Below are 17,362 nucleotides of genomic sequence, written 5' to 3'. Positions count from 1 at the left end.
CCAAAGGTGGTAGATGCCGCGGTCGGTGCAGGGCCCGGCTGCCGACCCGGGTCGGCAGCCGCTCGGCGGACAGGCGAGGAAGGGCGGGGCCCCCGGGGGGAGGCGGCGCAGACAGTGCCGCACGGTTGGCTTAGGATGGGGTGTCCACACTCAGCGTTGCGACAGGGAAGGATCGTGTCACGTATCAGAATTCACTACTGTACTCAGTGCCAGTGGCTGCTGCGCAGCGCCTGGTACGCCCAGGAGCTGCTGTCGACCTTCGGTGAGGAGCTGGCCGGCGTCGAGCTGGTGCCTTCTCACGGCGGCTACTTCGAGATCTTCCTCGACGAGGACTCTCTCTGGGAGCGCAAGCGCGACGGCGGCTTCCCCGACGTCAAGGCGCTCAAGCAGGCGGTCCGTGATCGCCTTGATCCGGGTCGCGATCTCGGACACATCGACCGATGAGTCTGTCGATCATGGCTCAAGACCGCCAGGCGATGCTCTTCGGCCTGGGCGCGGTGGCGCTCTGGTCCACCGTGGCCACCGCCTTCAAGGTCGCGCTCGCCTACATGTCGCCGCTGGAGCTGATGTGGCTCGCCTCGCTGGTCTCCTGGGCGCTGATGGGCGTGCTGGTGGCACGCCAGGGGTTGATGCGCCAGGCGCTCCGGCGCGGCTGGCGCACCGCGGCCTGGGCGGGGCTGATGAACCCGGTGGCCTACTACCTGGTGCTGTTCGCCGCCTACGACCGCCTGCCGGGTCAGGAGGCGATGGCGCTCAACTACACCTGGGCGCTGGCCATGGCCTTCCTGGCCGTGCCGCTGCTGGGTCAGCGCCTCACCCGCATGGACGTGATCGCCGGCCTGATCGCTTACGCGGGCGTATGGGTCATCGCCACCCGCGGGGCGGTCTTCGATGTGGCCTTCGCCGATCCGCTGGGGGTCGGCCTGGCGCTCGCCTCGACGCTGTTCTGGGCGCTCTACTGGCTGCTCAACGCCCGCGATCGCCGCCCGGCGCTGGTCGGCCAGTGGCAGAACTTCAGCGTCGGGGTGCCGGTGCTGACGCTTCTGCTGCTGCTCGGGCCGGGCTTCGAGTGGCACGGCTGGGCGGGGCTCGGCGCCGGCGTCTATGTGGGGCTGTTCGAGATGGGCATTGCCTTCGTGCTCTGGCAGCTGGCGGTGCACAAGGTGTCGCGGACGGCGAAGGTCTCGAACCTGATCTTCCTGTCGCCGCCGGTCTCGCTGCTGCTGCTCTATCTGGTGGTCGGCGAGCCGATCTTGCCCTCCACCCTGGTGGGCCTGGTGCTGATCCTGGGCGGCCTGGGGCTGCAGCAGTGGCAGAAGAGTCCCGCGGCCGCGACTCAGTCCTGAGCAAGCGCGGCCAGTGCCACGCCGCTCTCTTCGAGCAGCGGCGCGAGCGCGGGCCAGACGTTCTCCAGGATGCGGGGCTGGGCGGCAGCGGTGGGGTGGATGCCGTCGTCCTGCATCAGCTCCTCGTCGAGGGCCACGCCCTCAAGCAGGAAGGGCACCAGCGGCAGGTCGTGCCGATCGGCGAGCCGCGTGAAGACCCCGGTGAAGGCGTCGCGGTAGGCCCGCCCGTAGTTGGGCGGGATGTCGATGCCGAGCAGCAGCACCTCGGCGTCCGCCGCCTGGCTGGCCTCGATCATATCTGCCAGGTTGGCGCGCATCTGCCCCGGCGGCAGGCCGCGCAGGCCGTCATTGCCGCCGAGCTCGAGGACAACGATCTCGGGGCGATGCTGTCCGAGAAGGTCGGGAAGCCGGGCGGCGGCGCCGCTCGAGGTCTCGCCGCTGATGCTGGCGTTGACGACGTGCGCCTTTCCGTCCAGGCGGGCCTGCAGCAGACTGACCCAGCCGGCCCGCTGCTCGATGCCGTAGGCCGCGCTCAGGCTGTCGCCCATCACCAGCACCACCGGGCGCGATGCCGCCAGCGCCGTGGCACCTGCCAGCATCAGCACCAGCGCCAGCCATAGTGCGGAGAGTGTCAGCGCCGCCTGCCGGCCCAACGCATTCACAGGGAAGCCCTTCGCCATGTCCATCTCCTCTCGCCCGGGTATCGATCCGATTCTACACGCCGACGCGCTCTCCAAGCAGGTCGAGAGCGGCGAGCGGCGACTGACCATTCTGAGTGGTCTCTGCCTCTCGGTGTTCCCCGGCGAGAGCGTGGCGATCCTCGGCCAGAGCGGCGCCGGCAAGTCGACCCTGCTCGGGCTGCTGGCGGGGCTGGATACGCCGAGCGGCGGGGAGCTTGAGCTGTTCGGCCAGTCGCTGCGTGCCCTCGACGAGGATGGTCGGGCCTCGCTGCGCGCCGGGCGGGTGGGCTTCGTGTTCCAGAACTTCCAGCTGCTGCCCACCCTGACGGCGCTGGAGAACGTGCTGCTGCCGCTGGAACTCTCGCCGAGCCCCGGCGCCGAGGCGCGGGCCCGGGAGTGGCTCGAGCGCGTCGGCCTCGGTGAGCGCCTGGATCATCTGCCCAAGCAGCTCTCCGGCGGCGAGCAGCAGCGCGTGGCCCTGGCCCGGGCCTTCGTCACCGGGGCCGACCTGGTGTTCGCCGACGAGCCCACCGGCAACCTGGACCCGGTTACCGGCGAGCGCATCATCGAGGCGCTCTTCTCCCTCAATCGCGAGGCCGGCACCACCCTGGTGCTGGTGACCCATGACCACGCCCTGGCGCGGCGCTGCGATCGCTGCCTGCGCCTGGAGGGCGGCCGGCTGGTCGAGATGGCCCCCGAGGAGGTAATGGCATGAGTCGCACCGCTTGGCCGACCCTGCTGCGCCTCTCGGCGCGCGGCCTGATCCGCGACCTGCGCGCCTCCGACGTACGCGCCCTGGCGCTGGCGCTGGCGCTGGCCGTGGCGGCCTCCACCATGATCGGCTTCTTCCTCGATCGCCTCGACCGCGGCCTGACCCGTCAGGCCGGCCAGCTCTCCGGCGGCGACGTGGTGCTGGAGCAGGGGCGTCCCTTCGGCGCCGAGATCCGCGAGGCCCTCGAGGCGGCCGGCCTGACGCTCTCCGACCAGATCGACATGGTCTCCATGGTCAGCCGCGGCGACGCCTTCCAGCCGGCCAGCCTCAAGGTCGTCGATAGCGTCTATCCCCACTACGGCACGGCCCAGGTGGATCGCGGCGACGGCGTCGAGGCGCTGCCCCGCGGCCCGGCGCCGGGCGAGGCCTGGGTGGCGCCGCGCCTGGCGCTGTTGATGGAGCTCGAGGTGGGCGATCGGGTCCGCCTGGGGCAGACCGAGCTTGCGGTCGGCGGGATCATCGAGCGCGAGCCCGACCAGTCGGCCGGCTTCGGCAGCTTCAATCCGCGGCTGATGATGCATGTCGACGACCTGGACGCCACCGGCCTCGTCCAGGAGGGCTCTCGAGTGGAGTTCGAGCTGCTGGCCGCCGGCAGCGCCGAGGCGGTGGCGCGGGTCGAGCCGCTGCTCGAGCGGCTGCGCCGCGAGGGCGTGGAGGTGCGTGACGTGCGTCGCGACCGTCCTTCGCTCGGCAATGCCCTGGCGCGGGCCGAGAAGTACCTGGGCCTGGCGGGGCTCGCCGCCGTGCTGCTGGCCGGGGTGGCCGTGGCCATGTCGACCCGCCGCTACGTCGATCGCCACCTGGATACCGCGGCGCTCTTGCGCTGCTTCGGTGCCACCCAGCGCGAACTGCTGCGGCTCTTCGTGCTGCAGCTGGCGTGGCTGGCGCTGGCGGCCTCGGCGCTGGGCGCCCTGCTGGGCTTGGCCGGTCAGGCGCTGCTGGTGCGGCTGCTCGCGACCTTCCTGCCGTTCAGCCTGCCCGCCCCGGGGATGCTGCCGCTGTGGCTCGGGGTCTTCACCGCCCTGGCGGTGCTGGCCGGCTTCGCCGGACCCACCCTCTTGCGCCTGAAGCGGGTCAGTGCCCTCAAGGTGCTGCGCCGCGAGCTCGACCCGCTCCCGCCCTCGGCCTGGCTGGTGGTGGGCGTGGCGGCGCTGGTCTTCGGCGGCCTGCTGTGGCTCTACTCCGGCGATCCGGGGCTCGCGGCCGGCCTGCTGCTCGGCGGCCTGGTGATGCTGGCGGTGCTCTGGGGGCTCGGCGGGATGCTCTTGGCCCTGGTGCTGCGCGCCACCGCGCGCCTGCCCCGGGAGGGCGGCAAGGCGGAGGGGCTGATCACGGCCGTGCGCCTGGGCGGCCAGCAGCTGGCGCGGCGACGCCGGGCGAGCCTCGGCCAGCTGCTGGCCTTCTCGGTGACCTTCTTCGCCGTGGCGATGATCGCCCTGGTGCGCGGCGACCTGCTCAGCACCTGGCAGGCCCAGCTGCCGGAGGATACGCCTAACCACTTCGCCATCAACATCCAGCCCCAGGAGAGGAACGCCTTCGAGGCGGCCCTGGCCGGCGCCGCGGACGCGCGCAGCGCCCTTTACCCCATGGTCCGTGGGCGCATCAGCGCCATCGACGGCGAGGTCCCCCAGGAGGCCGTGCCGGCCGAATCGCGCGGCGACAACGCCCTGCGCCGCGAGCTCAACCTGACCTGGCGCGAGACCCTGCCCGAGGGCAACCGGGTGGTGGCCGGGCAGTGGTTCGCCGACGGCGAGCCGGCGGGATGGCTCGACGAGATGGCCGCCGAACCGCGCCCGGCGGCGGAGGATTCGGCGGCCGACGGCTCGGCGGTGCCGATCTCGGTGGAGGACGGCCTGGCCGCGCGTCTCGGCCTCGCCCTCGGCGATCAGGTGACCTTCACCATCGGCAGCGACGAAGTGGTCGGCGAGGTGACGAGCCTGCGCAGCCTCGACTGGGAGAGCTTCCGGCCCAACTTCTACGTGATCTTCCCGCCCGGGGTGCTGGAGCGTTTCGGTCACAGCTTCATCACCGCCTTCCACCTCGGCGACGACGATCGCGACCTGCTGCGCGAGCTGGTGCGCGCGTTCCCGGGGGTCACCCTGCTCGACGTGGAGGCCATCCTCGGCCAGGTGCGCGAGGTGCTGACCCAGGTCACCCGGGCGGTGGAGCTGGTGCTCGGCTTCGTGCTGCTGGCGGGTATCAGCGTGCTCTATGCCTCGCTGACGGCGAGCCTGCCGGTGCGGGCCCACGAGAGCGGCCTGCTGCGGGTGTTCGGCGCCGGCAATCGTCTGCTCTCGCGGATGCAGGCGGCCGAGTTCGCCGTGCTCGGCTTCGCCAGCGGCCTGATGGGCGCCCTGCTGGCGGAGCTCGCCGCCGCCGGGATCTATCTCGCCTGGTTCGACCTGGCGCCGCGCTTCCACTGGGGGCTGTGGCTGACCCTGCCGCTGGCGGGGGCCGTGCTGATCGGCGTCATCGGCCACCTGCTCTCCCGGGGCCTGCGTCGCCAGGCCCCGGCGGCGAGCCTCGGCCTGCTCGGCGAGGCCTGAGGTGACGATGACGACTCACACCCTGCGCGCCCGCCTGCTCGAGGCGCAGCTAGACCTCGCCGACCGCCGCGAGCGGGCGGTGGTCGTGCTGCTGACCGGGCACGCCGTCACCCACAAGGGGCGGCTGGTCAACGAGCTCGATCACTGGCTGGATAATCGCCACACCGAGGTGCACGCCTTGGCGCCCAGCAGCGAGGAGCAGGAGCGCCCCTACTGGTGGCGCTTCTGGCGCCGCCTGCCCGATCGCGGACGCATCGGCATCTTCATCCACGGCTGGTACGGCGATGCCCTCTTCGCCCGGGCCGAGCGACGCCTCTCGCCGGGCGCCTTCCGGGACCGGCTGGCGGAGATCCGCGCCTTCGAGGCGGAGCTCGCCGCCGAGGGCGTGGTGCTGCTCAAGCTGTGGATGGACATCGAGCGGCCCGTCCAGCGCCGCCAGTTGCAGGCGCTGCAGGCCGACCCGGCGCGCGCCTGGCAGCTCGGAGCCAGCGACTGGCAGCGCCATCAGCAGCATGGCGTCATCGACGCCCTGGGGCGCGAGATGCGCGAGGCCACCGCCGCCGAGCACGCGCCCTGGCGCCGGCTCGCCTTCCGCGACCCGGCGGCGCAGCTCGAGCAGCTGGCGGGCCTGTTGCACGAGACCCTGACCGCGGCGCCGGCCCCGCCCCGCGTCGTGAAGCAGGCGCCGGTCGACGAGGCCCTCGAGGCCCCCTCGATCCGCTGCGCCGAGCCCCGGGTTTCGGCGCCCATGAAGAAGGCGAGCTACGCCGCCGCGCTGGTCGAGGCGCAGGGCCGGCTGGCCCGTAACGCCCGGGAGCTGGCCCGTCGGCGCATCCCGGTGGTGCTCGCCTTCGAGGGGCTCGATGCGGCGGGGAAGGGCGGCGGCATTCATCGCCTCACCGCGGCGCTGGACGCCCGCCAGTACCGGGTTCACCGCATCGCCGCCCCCAGCGATGAGGAACTCGCGAAGCCCTGGGCCTGGCGCTTCTGGCGTCGCCTGCCGGCCGACGGGCGCATCGCCATCTTCGATCGCAGCTGGTACGGCCGGGTGCTGGTGGAGCGGGTCGAGGGGCTAGCCTCCGAGGCGGCGTGGCGGCGCGCCTATGCAGAGATCCGCGAGTTCGAGCGCCAGCTGCTGGGTCACGGGGCCGTGCTCGGCAAGCTGTTCCTCTCCATCAGCCAGGAGGAGCAGCTGCGCCGCTTCGAGGCCCGGGCCGCCACGCCCCATAAGCGTCATAAGCTCACCGATGAGGACTGGCGTAACCGCGAGCGCTGGGAGGACTACCGGGTGGCCATCGACGAGATGTTCGCCCGCACCCAGGCGCCGGGCGCCGAGTGGTCGCTGATCGCCTGCGACGACAAGCGCGCCTCGCGTCTCGCCCTGTTCGAGCTCATCAATCAGCGGCTGGAAGCGCGCCTGGCCGCGCCGTGCTGAGCCTGGCCCGGGCCGGCGCGAGGCGGCTAGACTGCCAGCGCACGCCATTCCCCACCCACCGTATTACACGCCCTATTTCCCCAACGTCTATTTCCCCCAGGTTCGAGAGGTGTTGCCATGCTTTCGATGTCCCGCCAGGCCCTGCTGGCCGCGCTGTCGCTGTCGATCTTCCTGCCGGCGCTGGCCGATGAACACGGCCCGACCGAACGCGGCCCGACCGAGCGGCTGGAGGCCGATCTTCGGGCGCTGTTCGCCGATGAGGGCACGCTTACGATCGGCGAGGTCGAGGAGGCGCTGATTCGCGATCGCGTCACCGCCCACGATCTGCATTTCGCCGGCCCCGATGGCCAGCAGCTGTGGCTCGATCGCTACGTGGTCAGCGGCGACTACGACCGCCCCGACGAGGTGCGCATCGAGGGCATTCGCCTGGAGACACCCGGTCGCGAGCAGTCGCGGCTCGCCGCCGAGACGCTGCTGCTTGACGCGCCGTCCCGGGCGGTCCTGCCCCTGCACGAGGAGACCTGGCCGGCGGACGTCACGGTCGAGGGGCTCACCGTCGAGGCGCTTGTCGCCGAGTTCGCCGGGCAGGAGCTGGGCAAGGAGTTCGGCGAGGGCCGCGGGCGGATCGCCATCGAGCGCCTGCAGGCCGCGGGAGTGAGCCGCGACGCCCTCGACGCCCTGGAGGTCAGCGGGGTGAAGGGCAAGGCCGCGGGCGACGACGAGTTCGGCAGCGGCACCTTCTCCCTGGCCTTCGCCCGGGTGGAGGGACTGCGCGGCCTCGAGGGCGCGGAAGAGGATCGCGAGCTCGATCGCCTCGAGGTGCGCGACCTGGCCATCGATTTCGATCGGCTCGTGGCGTCCCTGTCGTCGCTCGAGGCCGATGGCGACATGACCGATGGCGAGGGCGGCTTCCGGCTCGAGGCGCTGGATCTCGATCTGGCACGGATGATCGCCCTGGCCCCGGAGGCGGAGCGCACGCGGCTGCGCATGCTCAGCAACGTGCTGACCGACGGCAGCGGGCGGCTGCGCATCGACGCCGACTCCTCCGGGCGCTGGGAGTCGGGCGAGACGGCCAGCCGGCTGCTGGGCGAGCTGACGCTCACCGCCGACGAGGCCTTCGGCTGGGCGCTGGACGCCGACCTGCCGGTGCGTCTGCCCGAGGGCGTGACGCCCGCCGCGTTCCTGGCCCGCATGGAGAGCCTGGAGGGGCTGACCCTGCTCGGCGGGCAGATCGACGCCACGCTCACCGATCTGGGACTCTTCGGGCGGCTGCCGACGATCATGGCGGCCAGCCAGGGCGTCAGCGAGGCGGAGTTCCTGGCGCAGGCGCGCACCCAGGCCCAGGGGTTCGGCATGATGCTCGGCCCGGAGATCGAGGCGCTCTTCACCGGCCTGGTGGCGATGATGGAGGGCGAGGCCAGCGAGCTTGCCATCGCCCTGACCCTGCCCGCCGAGAGCGAGCTCGAGGCGCTCTCCGCCGACCCCCTGGCGCTGCCGGAGCGCCTGGAGATGCGCGTGGAAAGCCGCTGAGCCGAGGGCCGGGCGCTTGAACGATTCGACGGTGGCCCGTGATCGGCTTTCATGTGAAAGCCGCCGGGGCCTGGGGTATCATGGGCGCCCCCAGATTCTCCCGTGATGCGAGGTTTCCCGCCGATGTTCAGCCGTGACATGCAGATTGCCGGTTTCGATGATGTCCTCTTCGATGCGATGCAGAAGGAAGTCGCTCGTCAGGAGGCGCACATCGAACTGATCGCCTCCGAGAACTACGCGAGCCCGCGGGTCATGGAGGCCCAGGGCAGCCAGCTGACCAACAAGTACGCGGAAGGCTATCCCGGCAAGCGCTACTACGGCGGCTGCGAGTACGTGGACATCGTCGAGCAGCTGGCCATCGACTACGCCAAGGAGCTGTTCGGGGCGAGCTACGCCAACGTCCAGCCGCACTCCGGCTCCCAGGCCAACGGCGCGGTCTTCCAGGCGCTGGTCAAGCCGGGCGACACCATCCTCGGCATGAGCCTCGACGCCGGCGGTCACCTGACCCACGGCGCGCGCCCGAACTTCTCCGGCAAGCACTACGAGGCGATCCAGTACGGCCTCAACGACAGCGGCCTGATCGATTACGACGAGGTGGCGCGTCTGGCCCGCGAGCATCGGCCGAAGATGATCATCGCCGGCTTCTCCGCCTACTCCCAGATCATCGACTGGGCCAAGTTCCGCGAGATCGCCGACGAGGTGGGCGCCTACCTGCTGGTCGACATGGCGCACGTCGCCGGCCTGGTGGCCGCCGGGGTCTACCCGACGCCGCTGCCCCACGCCCACGTGGTCACCACCACCACCCACAAGACCCTGCGCGGCCCGCGCGGCGGCCTGATCCTCTCCGCCGAGGGCGACGAGGCGATCGAGAAGAAGCTTCAGTCCGCGGTCTTCCCGGGCGGCCAGGGCGGCCCGCTGGAGCACGTCATCGCCGCCAAGGCGATCTGCTTCAAGGAGGCCATGGCGCCCGAGTTCAAGACCTACCAGCAGCAGGTAGTCAAGAATGCCCAGGTCATGGCCGGGGTGTTCATCGAGCGCGGCTTCGACATCGTCTCCGGCGGCACCGAGGATCACCTCTTCCTGCTCTCGCTGATCAAGCAGGGCCTGACCGGCAAGGACGCGGACGCCGCCCTGGGCCGCGCCCACATCACCGTCAACAAGAACGCCGTGCCCGGCGATCCGCAGAGCCCCTTCGTGACCTCCGGCCTGCGCATCGGCACCCCGGCGGTGACCACCCGCGGCTTCGGCGAGACCGAGTGTCGTGAGCTCGCCGGCTGGATCTGCGACATCCTCGACGTCATGGCCGAGGGTGCCGACACCGCCGCCATCGAGGCCGAGGTGAAGGCCAAGGTCGAGGCGGTCTGCGCCCGCCTGCCGGTCTATCGTGGCTGACACCCGCCGCCACTGAGTCGGACGCGGGCACGCCGCGCCGCCTCCACGCCCCGTCAGGATGCACCCTGGCGGGGCGTTTTCATGTTCGCTTCTGGTGCATCGATGCGGCTGCGCCCCGCCCTTGGGGCCCATGCGCCCGCGGCGGGGTGCGTCGGCCGCGCCCTGGCACGCCCCCTGCATGGGCATGACGCGTCCACCATCCTGGAGCCGGACCCGCCATGACCCCATCAGCCGCTTCGCCCTCCGCGTGCCCGCCCCGCCTGGTCTTCACCGACCTGGACGGCTCGCTGCTCGATCACCACAGCTACGACTGGGAGCCGGCCCGGCCCTGGCTCGCCCGGCTGAAGGCCGAGGGCGTGCCGGTGATCCCGGTGACCAGCAAGACCCGCAGCGAGATCCTGCCGCTGCGCCGCGAGCTCGGCCTCGAGGACGCCCCCTTCATCGCCGAGAACGGCGCCCTGGCGGGCCTGCCTCTCGCCTGGAGTCATGCCCGGCTCGATCGGGGGCCCGGCCCCGATGGCCTGGCGATCAGGACCCTGGGGGTCGATATCGGCCTCATCCGCCAGCGCCTCGCGGTCTGGCGCGAGCGGCTGGGGGTGCGCTTCACCACCATGAGCGAGATGTCCCTGGAGGCGCTGGTCGACTTCACCGGGCTGGCGGAACCACAGGCCCGCCTGGCCCGGCTACGCGAGGGCAGTGAGCCGCTGATCTGGGAGGAGGGGGATGAGCCCCTCGCGGCCTTCTGCGAGGGGCTTGAGGGCGATGGCCTGCGTCTGGTGCGAGGCGGTCGCTTCTGGCACGTCACCGGCGACTGCCACAAGGGCAGCGCCGTCGCCTGGCTGATCGAGCGCTTCGAGGCGCTGCGCGGCCACCGGCCCCGGACCCTGGCGCTGGGCGACGGCCCCAACGACATCGCCATGCTCGAGGTCGTCGACCAGGCGGTGGTGATTCGCGGCTGTCATGACCTGGAGGTGTCACCGGACCAGGCATCGCTCTATCGCAGCCTGGCCACCGGCCCCGATGGCTGGGTCGAGGGGATGGAGCACTGGTGGGGGCGAGACGAGCGCCGACCGAGCTCGGTGGAGGAGGGCAGGCCACCGACCGAGCCCGGGCCGCGAGAGGACGGGGTGCCGGCATGAGCGACTTCCACCAGAACGGCATCATCACCGACTTCCACAACCTGACCCGCCGACCGGTAGAGGCCCTGGAGGCGGAGCTGGTCGCGTTCTCCGCCCGCCGGCCGATGAGCCTGATCTTGCCGTCGCTGTTCGCCGAGCTCGAGGGACCGGCGCTCGACCACATCGTCGAGGAGATCGCCCGGGTGCCCTACCTCGCGGAGGTGGTGATCGGCCTGGATCGCGCCGACCGGGAGCAGTTCCTGCGCGCCCGCGATTTCTTCGCCCGACTCCCCCAGCGCCACCGCATCCTCTGGCACGACGGCCCGCGGCTGCAGGCGCTGGACGCCGAGCTCGAGGCCCAGAGCCTGGCGCCCCAGCAGCCCGGCAAGGGGCGTAACGTCTGGTACTGCGGGGGCTATGTGCAAGCCTCGAACCGGGGGCGGGTGGTCGCGCTGCACGACTGCGACATCCTCACCTACGACCGGGGGTTACTGGCGCGGCTCTTCTATCCCGTGGTCCATCCCCAGTTCAACTACGAGTTCTGCAAGGGCTACTACCCGCGCATCGCCGAGGGGCGCCTCAACGGCCGGGTCTCGCGGCTGATGGTCACCCCGCTGCTGCGGGCCCTCAAGACGATCCACGGGCCACTGCCCTACCTGGAGTACCTGGACAGCTTCCGCTATGCGCTCTCCGGCGAGTTCGCCATGCGCACCGAGGTGCTCGAGGGCATTCGCATCCCCGCCGACTGGGGACTGGAGATCGGCGTGCTCTCCGAGGTGCACCGCAACTATTCCACCAAGCGCCTCTGCCAGGTGGACCTGGCCGACGCCTACGACCATAAGCACCAGCCGGTGTCCGCCGACGACGCCACGGGCGGGCTCAACCGCATGAGCCTCGACATCGCCAAGTCGCTCTATCGCAAGCTGGCGACCCAGGGCGTGACCTTCAGCGCCGAGGGCTTCCGGACCATCAAGGCGACCTACTACCGCCTGGCGCTGGACCTGATCGAGGCCTACGACCACGATGCCGTGATGAACGGCCTGAGCCTGGATCGCCATGGCGAGGAGCAGGCCGTGGAGCTCTTTGCCGCCAACCTGCTCGAGGCCGGCAGCGCCTTCCTGGACAACCCCGGCGAGCGACCCTTCATCCCCAGCTGGAACCGGGTCAAGGCGGCCATCCCCGACCTGCCGGAGCGCATGTTCCAGGCGGTGGAGCACGACCATGCCGGGGAGGTCTAGCCGCGTCGACGCCGATGTATCGCGCATCCGTTATGCTGAGGGCAGGGGAGAGGTGCCGCCAAGGCGGTGACTCTTCCGCCACGCCAGCCACCGGGAGCGAGAGCATGTCGACACTGACCTTTCAGGGCGCGGTCAAGGAAGTCACCGGTTCCCGCTACCTCCTCGAGGTAGACGGCGATCGTCGTACCCACCGGCTGCTGCTGGAGTGCGGCCTGCACCAGGGCGGCGGCGATGCCGATGAGGCCAACGCCCGCTCCTTCGGTCGCCTGCCCGGCGAGCTCGAGGCGGTGGTGCTCTCCCACGGCCACCTCGACCACTCGGGGCTGCTGCCGAAGCTCGTCCGCGAGGGCTATGACGGGCCGATCCACTGCACCCGCGGCACCCGCGACCTGCTGGAGATCATGCTGCAGGACGCCGCCTTCATCATGGCCAAGGACGTCGAGTGGGAGAACAAGTGGCGCAAGCGCAACGGCAAGCCGCTGATCGAGCCGCTCTACGAGCTGAAGGACGTCGAGCGCACCCTGTCGCTCTGCACCTCCCATGGCTACGGCCAGCCCGTGACGCTTCCGGGCGGCGTCACCCTGGTGTTCCACGATGCCGGGCACATCCTGGGCTCGGCCATCGTCGAGCTGGCCGTGCCCTCGGGCGGCCAGACGCGGCGCCTGGTCTTCTCGGGGGACCTGGGCAACTCAAGCTCGGTGCTGATGAAGGATCCCGAGAAGCTCTTTGAAGCGGACCTGGTGCTGATGGAGAGCACCTACGGCGACCGCGACCACCGGCCCCTGGACGAGACCCTCGAGGAGTTTGCCCAGGTGCTGGAGGAGGCCCATGCGGCGGGCGGCAACGTGCTGATTCCCGCCTTCGCCGTGGGGCGCACCCAGGAGATCCTCTACCACCTGAGCGTGCTCTACCACGAGGGTCGGCTGCGCCAGCAGCTGGTGTTCCTCGACAGCCCCATGGCGATCAAGGTCACCGAGCTCTACCACCGCGCCCGCAAGTCCCTGGATCCCGACGACCTCAAGGTGCTCAACGTGGCCGCCAGCGGCGATACCAGCCGCTATCTGCCGATCCTGCGCATGACGCGCACGGTGGAGGAGTCGATGGCCATCAACCGCATCCACGGCGGGGCGATCATCATCGCCGGCGCCGGAATGTGCAACGGCGGACGCATCCTCCACCACTTCCGCTACAACCTCGAGAAGCCCAGCACCCGGCTGGTGATCGTCGGCTTCCAGGCGGGGGGCACGCTGGGGCGCCAGATCGTCGACGGCGCCGAGCGGATCCGCGTGATGGGGCAGGACCTGGCGGTCAAGGCCCGGGTGCATACCATCGGCGGCTTCTCGGCCCATGCCGGCCAGACCCAGCTACTGGGCTGGGTCGGGGCCTTCCGCCATCGGCCTCGCGTCTACCTGGTGCACGGCGAACCCGGCGCCCAGCAGGCGCTGCAGACGCTGCTCGAACAGAGCGGCATCGAGGCCGAGATCCCTGTCTTCGGTGAGCGCCTCGAGCTCTAGGTGTATAACCTCACCGGCCTGTTCGACTTCTGTCCGGCCTGGAAACGCCTGGGCCTCCATGGCCATTTTCAGAAGACGACGGCACCCGGTGATGGAGTGGCGCACCAGGTGTGAAGGCGTTTCCTCGTGGGGGCGTTTTTTGTGGTGGGTATCGGCCAAGCAAATCTAGTGCCGGAGCAGCACCAGCCGCTCCTTCAAGCCGTTCACTTCATCGCTCAGGTAGTCGCCGTCGAGCTCGGCTTCTGCGATCAGCCGCGTCGGGTTATAGACCTCGACGTGGTGACGATGCTTCTTCAGTACGCGATCCAGCTCCAGCGTTTTGAGGATGCGATTGATATGCACCGGGGTCAGGCCCAGGATGTTGCCCAGCAGCCGCTGGGAAATGGGAAACTCGAATGATGCTAGCTCGACGTGTTGTACCTTCTTGAGGCGATAGAAGGTCTCGAGCATGAAATGCAAGACCCGTGCGCGCGCACTGTGATGGAAGGTGATCAGCATCCGTTCGGTGAGGAGAGCTTCCTGACGGCTGATATAGGCAAACAGCGCGATGGCCAGGGGCGTGGAGGCCGCGATGATATCGACGATATTCTCGTGAGGGAATGGTTGGATCCTGCCTGGAGTGATCATGCTAGCCTCGGTCGCGTGCCGCATGAAGGTGAATTCCCTCAGTCCGATGATATCTCCGGGCAGCTGCAACTCGATCACCTGTTGCTCGCCGTCCGGGGTGGGGCGGATGGTGCAGGCCCAGCCCTCCTGCAGGATGAATAGCTCGCCGACCTTGGCGCGAGCGCGCCACAGCCGCTCATGCTTCTTCACGTCGGCCGGGATCTGCTCGAAGCTGGCCAGCAGCCGTGTCTCCGATTCCTGCAGGTCGACATAGCGACCCATGGTGGTCAGGAAGAGGCTCATTCCATCTCCTTCCGGCTCGTTGACGGCGGTGTGCGAACGCACCCCTGCCGCCAGCATGATTGACGGCGTCAGGATGGCGGCGTCTATTTTCCAGTCTAATGGTCGCCCCAGGAAACTGCGCTGAGGCATCGTGCCAGGGCAATCGCAGTTGGAATGACGAGGAGCGCCGGGGCAGGTCGAAGAGGAGGTCTTTTGCCAGGGGTGAGGAGGATTCCTCCGAACGGGCTGGCCATGGATGGCCAGCACCGGTCCTGCAAGCGAAGCAGGATGCGAGAGCGCCGCAGGGCAACAGTAGCGCCCAGGGACGGGGCCACAGCGCCTCCTCGCAGACCTGTCGACGCATCAGCTTTGAGCGACAATGCTAACTGCGAGAGCCCTGGGCATCGTGCCGGGGACAGGACTGGCGAAGCGCTGGGCGCCTGAGGTGGTGGCGCGGGGGCGATCCGGCGGCTCCTTGGAAGGCCGGCGTCGTCGTCATTCCCGACGAGACGCCTTATCGTATGATCCCGCGAGGCGGGCCGGGCCGCGTTGGCAGCTGATCCTCGGCTTCCTGCAGAATCTGGAGCTGTACCTGGGCCTGACCGATGCAGGCATTCAACAGGGCATCCAGGGCGGGGATGGCCTTGTATGCCTGCAGTCGCTCATAGAAGCGGCGCGACCGCCACTCCTCGAGCACTGCCCGACTGAGCTCCCGGGCCGCCTGTTCTTCGTCGTGGATGAAGAAGCTGGCCCGTTGCAGAGAGGGGGGGGCCAGGCCTGCGTGGCCGGATCTCGAAGCACGGGGTCTCGCACCGGCAACGCTGCCGATACCACGATCAGGGCCTGGATCCGTTGCTGACTCTCGACCGACAGGGCCGCCAAGAGCCGACTGATGCCGGTGTGGAAGGCCAGAAAGCGTAGGGATAGCCAGCGATAACGATGGAATTCGTGGTGTTCATGGTCATTGGCCAGCCTCAGGAGCTCTTCGACCGAGGTGATAACGCCTGACGGTTGGCGTTTCTTCATGGGCGAATGATCGCTTCGGCTGCTGACCATTGCAGTGTTCATGATGCGCCTCGTTCTGGTGTGCTGCGTTGATGGCCAGAAGGATTCTGCGTTGCATGCCATGGCACTGGCTCAGGCTAGCCGCCGAGGCCGGCAGCGTCTGCTAACGTAGGTTAATTTTTCCCGGTTTTTTTCCGGCTCAGCGCGGCGCAGCGGACCGCCAGCGCGAGTGGCGGTCAGAAGGACGGTTCGATAGCGTTTGAACAGGCTTGTTGAGTGGTGGCGCGGCACCCGCACTCCCCCTCCCACCGCGGGTATCGCGCGGTCGAGGTAATGCAAGACAAAGATATCCTCGTGCTCAAATTGTCTGACTGTTTCGGGCGGCCACCGCTACACTCAAGGACGAACCAACCCCCCTCCGTTCATGAGAGTGTGAAGATGTCAACCGTTAAACAAGTGTCCCTGGATCACTCAACGTCCGAAGTCACTCCGGAAGCGAGCGTGGCTCTCCAAGTGAAACCCCAAGTGACACCGACGGCGTCTCCCCTTGCCGTCACAGCCTTGCCGGCGAGTGTCGCCCAGGCCTCTCAGCCGGTGTTCGACTGGTGGATGCATCACTGGATGGACGCCTCGCATCCGCTGGCCAGGCTGCAGCGTGCCTGGATGGAATCGGTACTCGAGGCCGTGGAGGTCGAGACCGAGTTCCTGAATGCCTGCACGCTCTCGAATGCCAAGGTATGGAGCTGTCTTGCCGGTGCCAGGTCTCTTGCGGATTCTGCTTCCCTGCACAGCTGTTACCACGAGGTCGCCAAGGACATGACCGACGCTCACATGGCGCGCTTGGGCAAGGTGGTGGAACTTCCCGAGGACTTCAAGCAACGGCTCTGGGAAGAGATCTGATAGCGACAGAGCGCCAGCAGCCTGGCCAGGGGGCCTGGCGATCACGATCATCGATACGTGGCGGGCGGAGAAGGCGGTACCTTCTTCGCCCGCTTTCTTGTGAGCCGCGTATTTCCGTGGGTGACGCTTATTCGATTCCGCTCCATGTCCTCTATCAGAAGACGATTGCACCAATGCATCGGGCAAACTGCCCGTTGTGTAGCGGATTCGTGAATGAGTCGTGTCAGCCGCCCTATGCACGATCTTCCCGTGCACAATGCCGCCTTGTTCGGAAAATGATCGTTAGCCGGTCATTCTGGACAATGTCCGCGAATACGCTCGTTTGACGGTTTTTCGGACAACAAGATAGACGCACGGAATAACGGACCAAAGGGGCGGTCTATGGCGCTGATCGGTACACACGGGTCTCGACAGCGGAGCAGGACACTTCCTTGCAGACATGTGCGGCGCAAGGCCGGGGGCGAGCGGGTCTTCGACGACACCGTCTCCGGGGCCAAGGCGGACCGACCGGGCCTGCAGCTGCCCTGGAGCTCCTACGCGACGGGGATGTGTTGATCGTGTGGCGACTGGGTCGGCCGGGACGTTCGCCGCCACCTCGGATCGAGGTGATCAGTGCCCTGGAGGCCCGTGGTGTCGAGTTTCGTTCGCTGACCGAAAGCATCGATACCACCACGCCCGGTGGGCGTCTTCTCTTCCATGTATTCGGCGCCGTGGGGCAGTTCGAGCGCGCCCCGTTTGGTAATCGCGCCAAGGCGGGACAGGCCGCTGTCGCCGCACGCCTCAAGGTTGGCAAGACGGCCATCTATGCCGCTTTGAAGGCCAGCCAGCCCGATACCCCTGATGATCTTGCAACCGACTCCTGGCAGTCCGTGCAGCCGCCTTCTGAAAATGACATCAATGCCCGCAGGCCGAACAAGTAGCCAGTCTGGCGTTGGTCGCGAACCTCCCCTGCAGCGCTTGCCGTCGGCCTCGGGCACCTGCCGGCGCCCGAGGCCGAC

The 17,362-nt window shown here is 69.0% G+C and carries 13 protein-coding genes and 1 pseudogene; 12 read left to right on the top strand and 2 right to left on the bottom strand.

Going from position 1 to position 17,362, the window contains the following annotated elements; genetic code table 11:
* The first annotated feature begins 174 nt into the window (after window positions 1-174).
* Together ABE957_RS14795 and ABE957_RS14790 are read left to right on the top strand one after the other, a co-directional pair.
* Window positions 175-444 carry an Rdx family protein gene (locus tag ABE957_RS14795; protein ID WP_349759430.1) on the top strand — a complete coding sequence of 90 codons (270 nt, stop codon included), beginning with the start codon at window positions 175-177 and terminating at the stop codon, window positions 442-444.
* Window positions 445-455: 11 nt separating this feature from the next.
* Window positions 456-1,346, top strand: a complete 891-nt coding sequence (locus ABE957_RS14790) for a DMT family transporter (protein WP_349759429.1) — start codon at window positions 456-458, stop codon at window positions 1,344-1,346.
* Here ABE957_RS14790 and ABE957_RS14785 read toward each other — a convergent pair.
* Window positions 1,337-2,026, bottom strand: coding sequence for an arylesterase (locus ABE957_RS14785; RefSeq protein ID WP_432765424.1), 690 nt, complete (start codon window positions 2,024-2,026; stop codon window positions 1,337-1,339). The two genes, ABE957_RS14790 and ABE957_RS14785, sit on opposite strands and share 10 nt — an antisense overlap.
* Between ABE957_RS14785 and ABE957_RS14780 the strand changes: the two genes are divergently transcribed.
* The 8 genes from ABE957_RS14780 (at window position 2,025) to ABE957_RS14745 (ending at window position 13,571) form a co-directional block, all read left to right on the top strand.
* Window positions 2,025-2,741, top strand: a complete 717-nt coding sequence (locus tag ABE957_RS14780; RefSeq protein ID WP_349759428.1) for an ABC transporter ATP-binding protein — start codon at window positions 2,025-2,027, stop codon at window positions 2,739-2,741. The two genes, ABE957_RS14785 and ABE957_RS14780, sit on opposite strands and share 2 nt — an antisense overlap.
* Window positions 2,738-5,344: an ABC transporter permease gene (locus ABE957_RS14775; protein WP_349759427.1), complete on the top strand. Its 2,607-nt coding sequence runs from the start codon at window positions 2,738-2,740 to the stop codon at window positions 5,342-5,344. Before ABE957_RS14780 ends, ABE957_RS14775 begins: the two co-directional genes overlap by 4 nt.
* 7 nt (window positions 5,345-5,351) lie before the next feature.
* Complete coding sequence (locus ABE957_RS14770; protein WP_349759426.1) at window positions 5,352-6,779, top strand: polyphosphate kinase; 1,428 nt, start codon at window positions 5,352-5,354, stop codon at window positions 6,777-6,779.
* A 117-nt stretch (window positions 6,780-6,896) separates the two neighbouring features.
* A complete protein-coding gene (locus tag ABE957_RS14765; protein ID WP_349759425.1) occupies window positions 6,897-8,309 on the top strand; it encodes a hypothetical protein in 1,413 nt (470 codons plus the stop codon).
* Between the two features lie 123 nt (window positions 8,310-8,432).
* Window positions 8,433-9,701, top strand: coding sequence for a serine hydroxymethyltransferase (gene glyA, locus ABE957_RS14760; protein WP_349759424.1), 1,269 nt, complete (start codon window positions 8,433-8,435; stop codon window positions 9,699-9,701).
* A gap of 218 nt (window positions 9,702-9,919) precedes the next feature.
* Window positions 9,920-10,840 (top strand): HAD-IIB family hydrolase, encoded by a 921-nt coding sequence (locus tag ABE957_RS14755; RefSeq protein WP_349759422.1) that lies wholly within the window; start codon window positions 9,920-9,922, stop codon window positions 10,838-10,840.
* Window positions 10,837-12,057, top strand: a complete 1,221-nt coding sequence (locus ABE957_RS14750; RefSeq protein ID WP_349759421.1) for a glycosyltransferase family protein — start codon at window positions 10,837-10,839, stop codon at window positions 12,055-12,057. The genes ABE957_RS14755 and ABE957_RS14750 overlap by 4 nt, the downstream gene beginning before the upstream one ends.
* Window positions 12,058-12,161: 104 nt before the next feature.
* Window positions 12,162-13,571: an MBL fold metallo-hydrolase RNA specificity domain-containing protein gene (locus ABE957_RS14745; protein ID WP_349759420.1), complete on the top strand. Its 1,410-nt coding sequence runs from the start codon at window positions 12,162-12,164 to the stop codon at window positions 13,569-13,571.
* Between the two features lie 165 nt (window positions 13,572-13,736).
* Here the strand turns inward: ABE957_RS14745 and ABE957_RS14740 are convergent, their stop codons facing one another.
* Window positions 13,737-14,480: a Crp/Fnr family transcriptional regulator gene (locus tag ABE957_RS14740; RefSeq protein ID WP_349759419.1), complete on the bottom strand. Its 744-nt coding sequence runs from the start codon at window positions 14,478-14,480 to the stop codon at window positions 13,737-13,739.
* 1,593 nt (window positions 14,481-16,073) lie between these two features.
* On the opposite strand from ABE957_RS14740, the gene ABE957_RS14735 reads away from it, so the two are divergent.
* Both ABE957_RS14735 and ABE957_RS14730 read left to right on the top strand, forming a co-directional pair.
* A complete protein-coding gene (locus ABE957_RS14735) occupies window positions 16,074-16,364 on the top strand; it encodes a hypothetical protein (protein WP_349759418.1) in 291 nt (96 codons plus the stop codon).
* 407 nt (window positions 16,365-16,771) lie between these two features.
* Window positions 16,772-17,284 (top strand): annotated as a pseudogene (locus tag ABE957_RS14730) (recombinase family protein); the annotation flags it as partial.
* Between the last annotated feature and the right edge of the window lie 78 nt (window positions 17,285-17,362).

It is taken from the genome of Halomonas pelophila (assembly GCF_040196315.1).
Lineage (GTDB): Bacteria > Pseudomonadota > Gammaproteobacteria > Pseudomonadales > Halomonadaceae > Halomonas > Halomonas pelophila.
Note: the sequence above shows the minus strand (reverse complement) of the source record. Positions and strands in the feature narration are given on the sequence as shown.

Excerpts from the sequence above, each read along its gene's own strand:
- ABE957_RS14790 (WP_349759429.1), top strand. The coding sequence starts at position 456 with ATGGCTCAAGACCGCCAGGCGATGCTCTTCGGCCTGGGCGCGGTGGCG.
- ABE957_RS14780 (WP_349759428.1), top strand. The coding sequence starts at position 2,025 with ATGTCCATCTCCTCTCGCCCGGGTATCGATCCGATTCTACACGCCGAC.
- ABE957_RS14785 (WP_432765424.1), bottom strand. The coding sequence starts at position 2,026 with ATGGCGAAGGGCTTCCCTGTGAATGCGTTGGGCCGGCAGGCGGCGCTG.
- ABE957_RS14775 (WP_349759427.1), top strand. The coding sequence starts at position 2,738 with ATGAGTCGCACCGCTTGGCCGACCCTGCTGCGCCTCTCGGCGCGCGGC.
- ABE957_RS14770 (WP_349759426.1), top strand. The coding sequence starts at position 5,352 with ATGACGACTCACACCCTGCGCGCCCGCCTGCTCGAGGCGCAGCTAGAC.
- ABE957_RS14765 (WP_349759425.1), top strand. The coding sequence starts at position 6,897 with ATGCTTTCGATGTCCCGCCAGGCCCTGCTGGCCGCGCTGTCGCTGTCG.
- glyA (WP_349759424.1), top strand. The coding sequence starts at position 8,433 with ATGTTCAGCCGTGACATGCAGATTGCCGGTTTCGATGATGTCCTCTTC.
- ABE957_RS14755 (WP_349759422.1), top strand. The coding sequence starts at position 9,920 with ATGACCCCATCAGCCGCTTCGCCCTCCGCGTGCCCGCCCCGCCTGGTC.
- ABE957_RS14750 (WP_349759421.1), top strand. The coding sequence starts at position 10,837 with ATGAGCGACTTCCACCAGAACGGCATCATCACCGACTTCCACAACCTG.
- ABE957_RS14745 (WP_349759420.1), top strand. The coding sequence starts at position 12,162 with ATGTCGACACTGACCTTTCAGGGCGCGGTCAAGGAAGTCACCGGTTCC.
- ABE957_RS14740 (WP_349759419.1), bottom strand. The coding sequence starts at position 14,480 with ATGAGCCTCTTCCTGACCACCATGGGTCGCTATGTCGACCTGCAGGAA.
- ABE957_RS14735 (WP_349759418.1), top strand. The coding sequence starts at position 16,074 with ATGCATCACTGGATGGACGCCTCGCATCCGCTGGCCAGGCTGCAGCGT.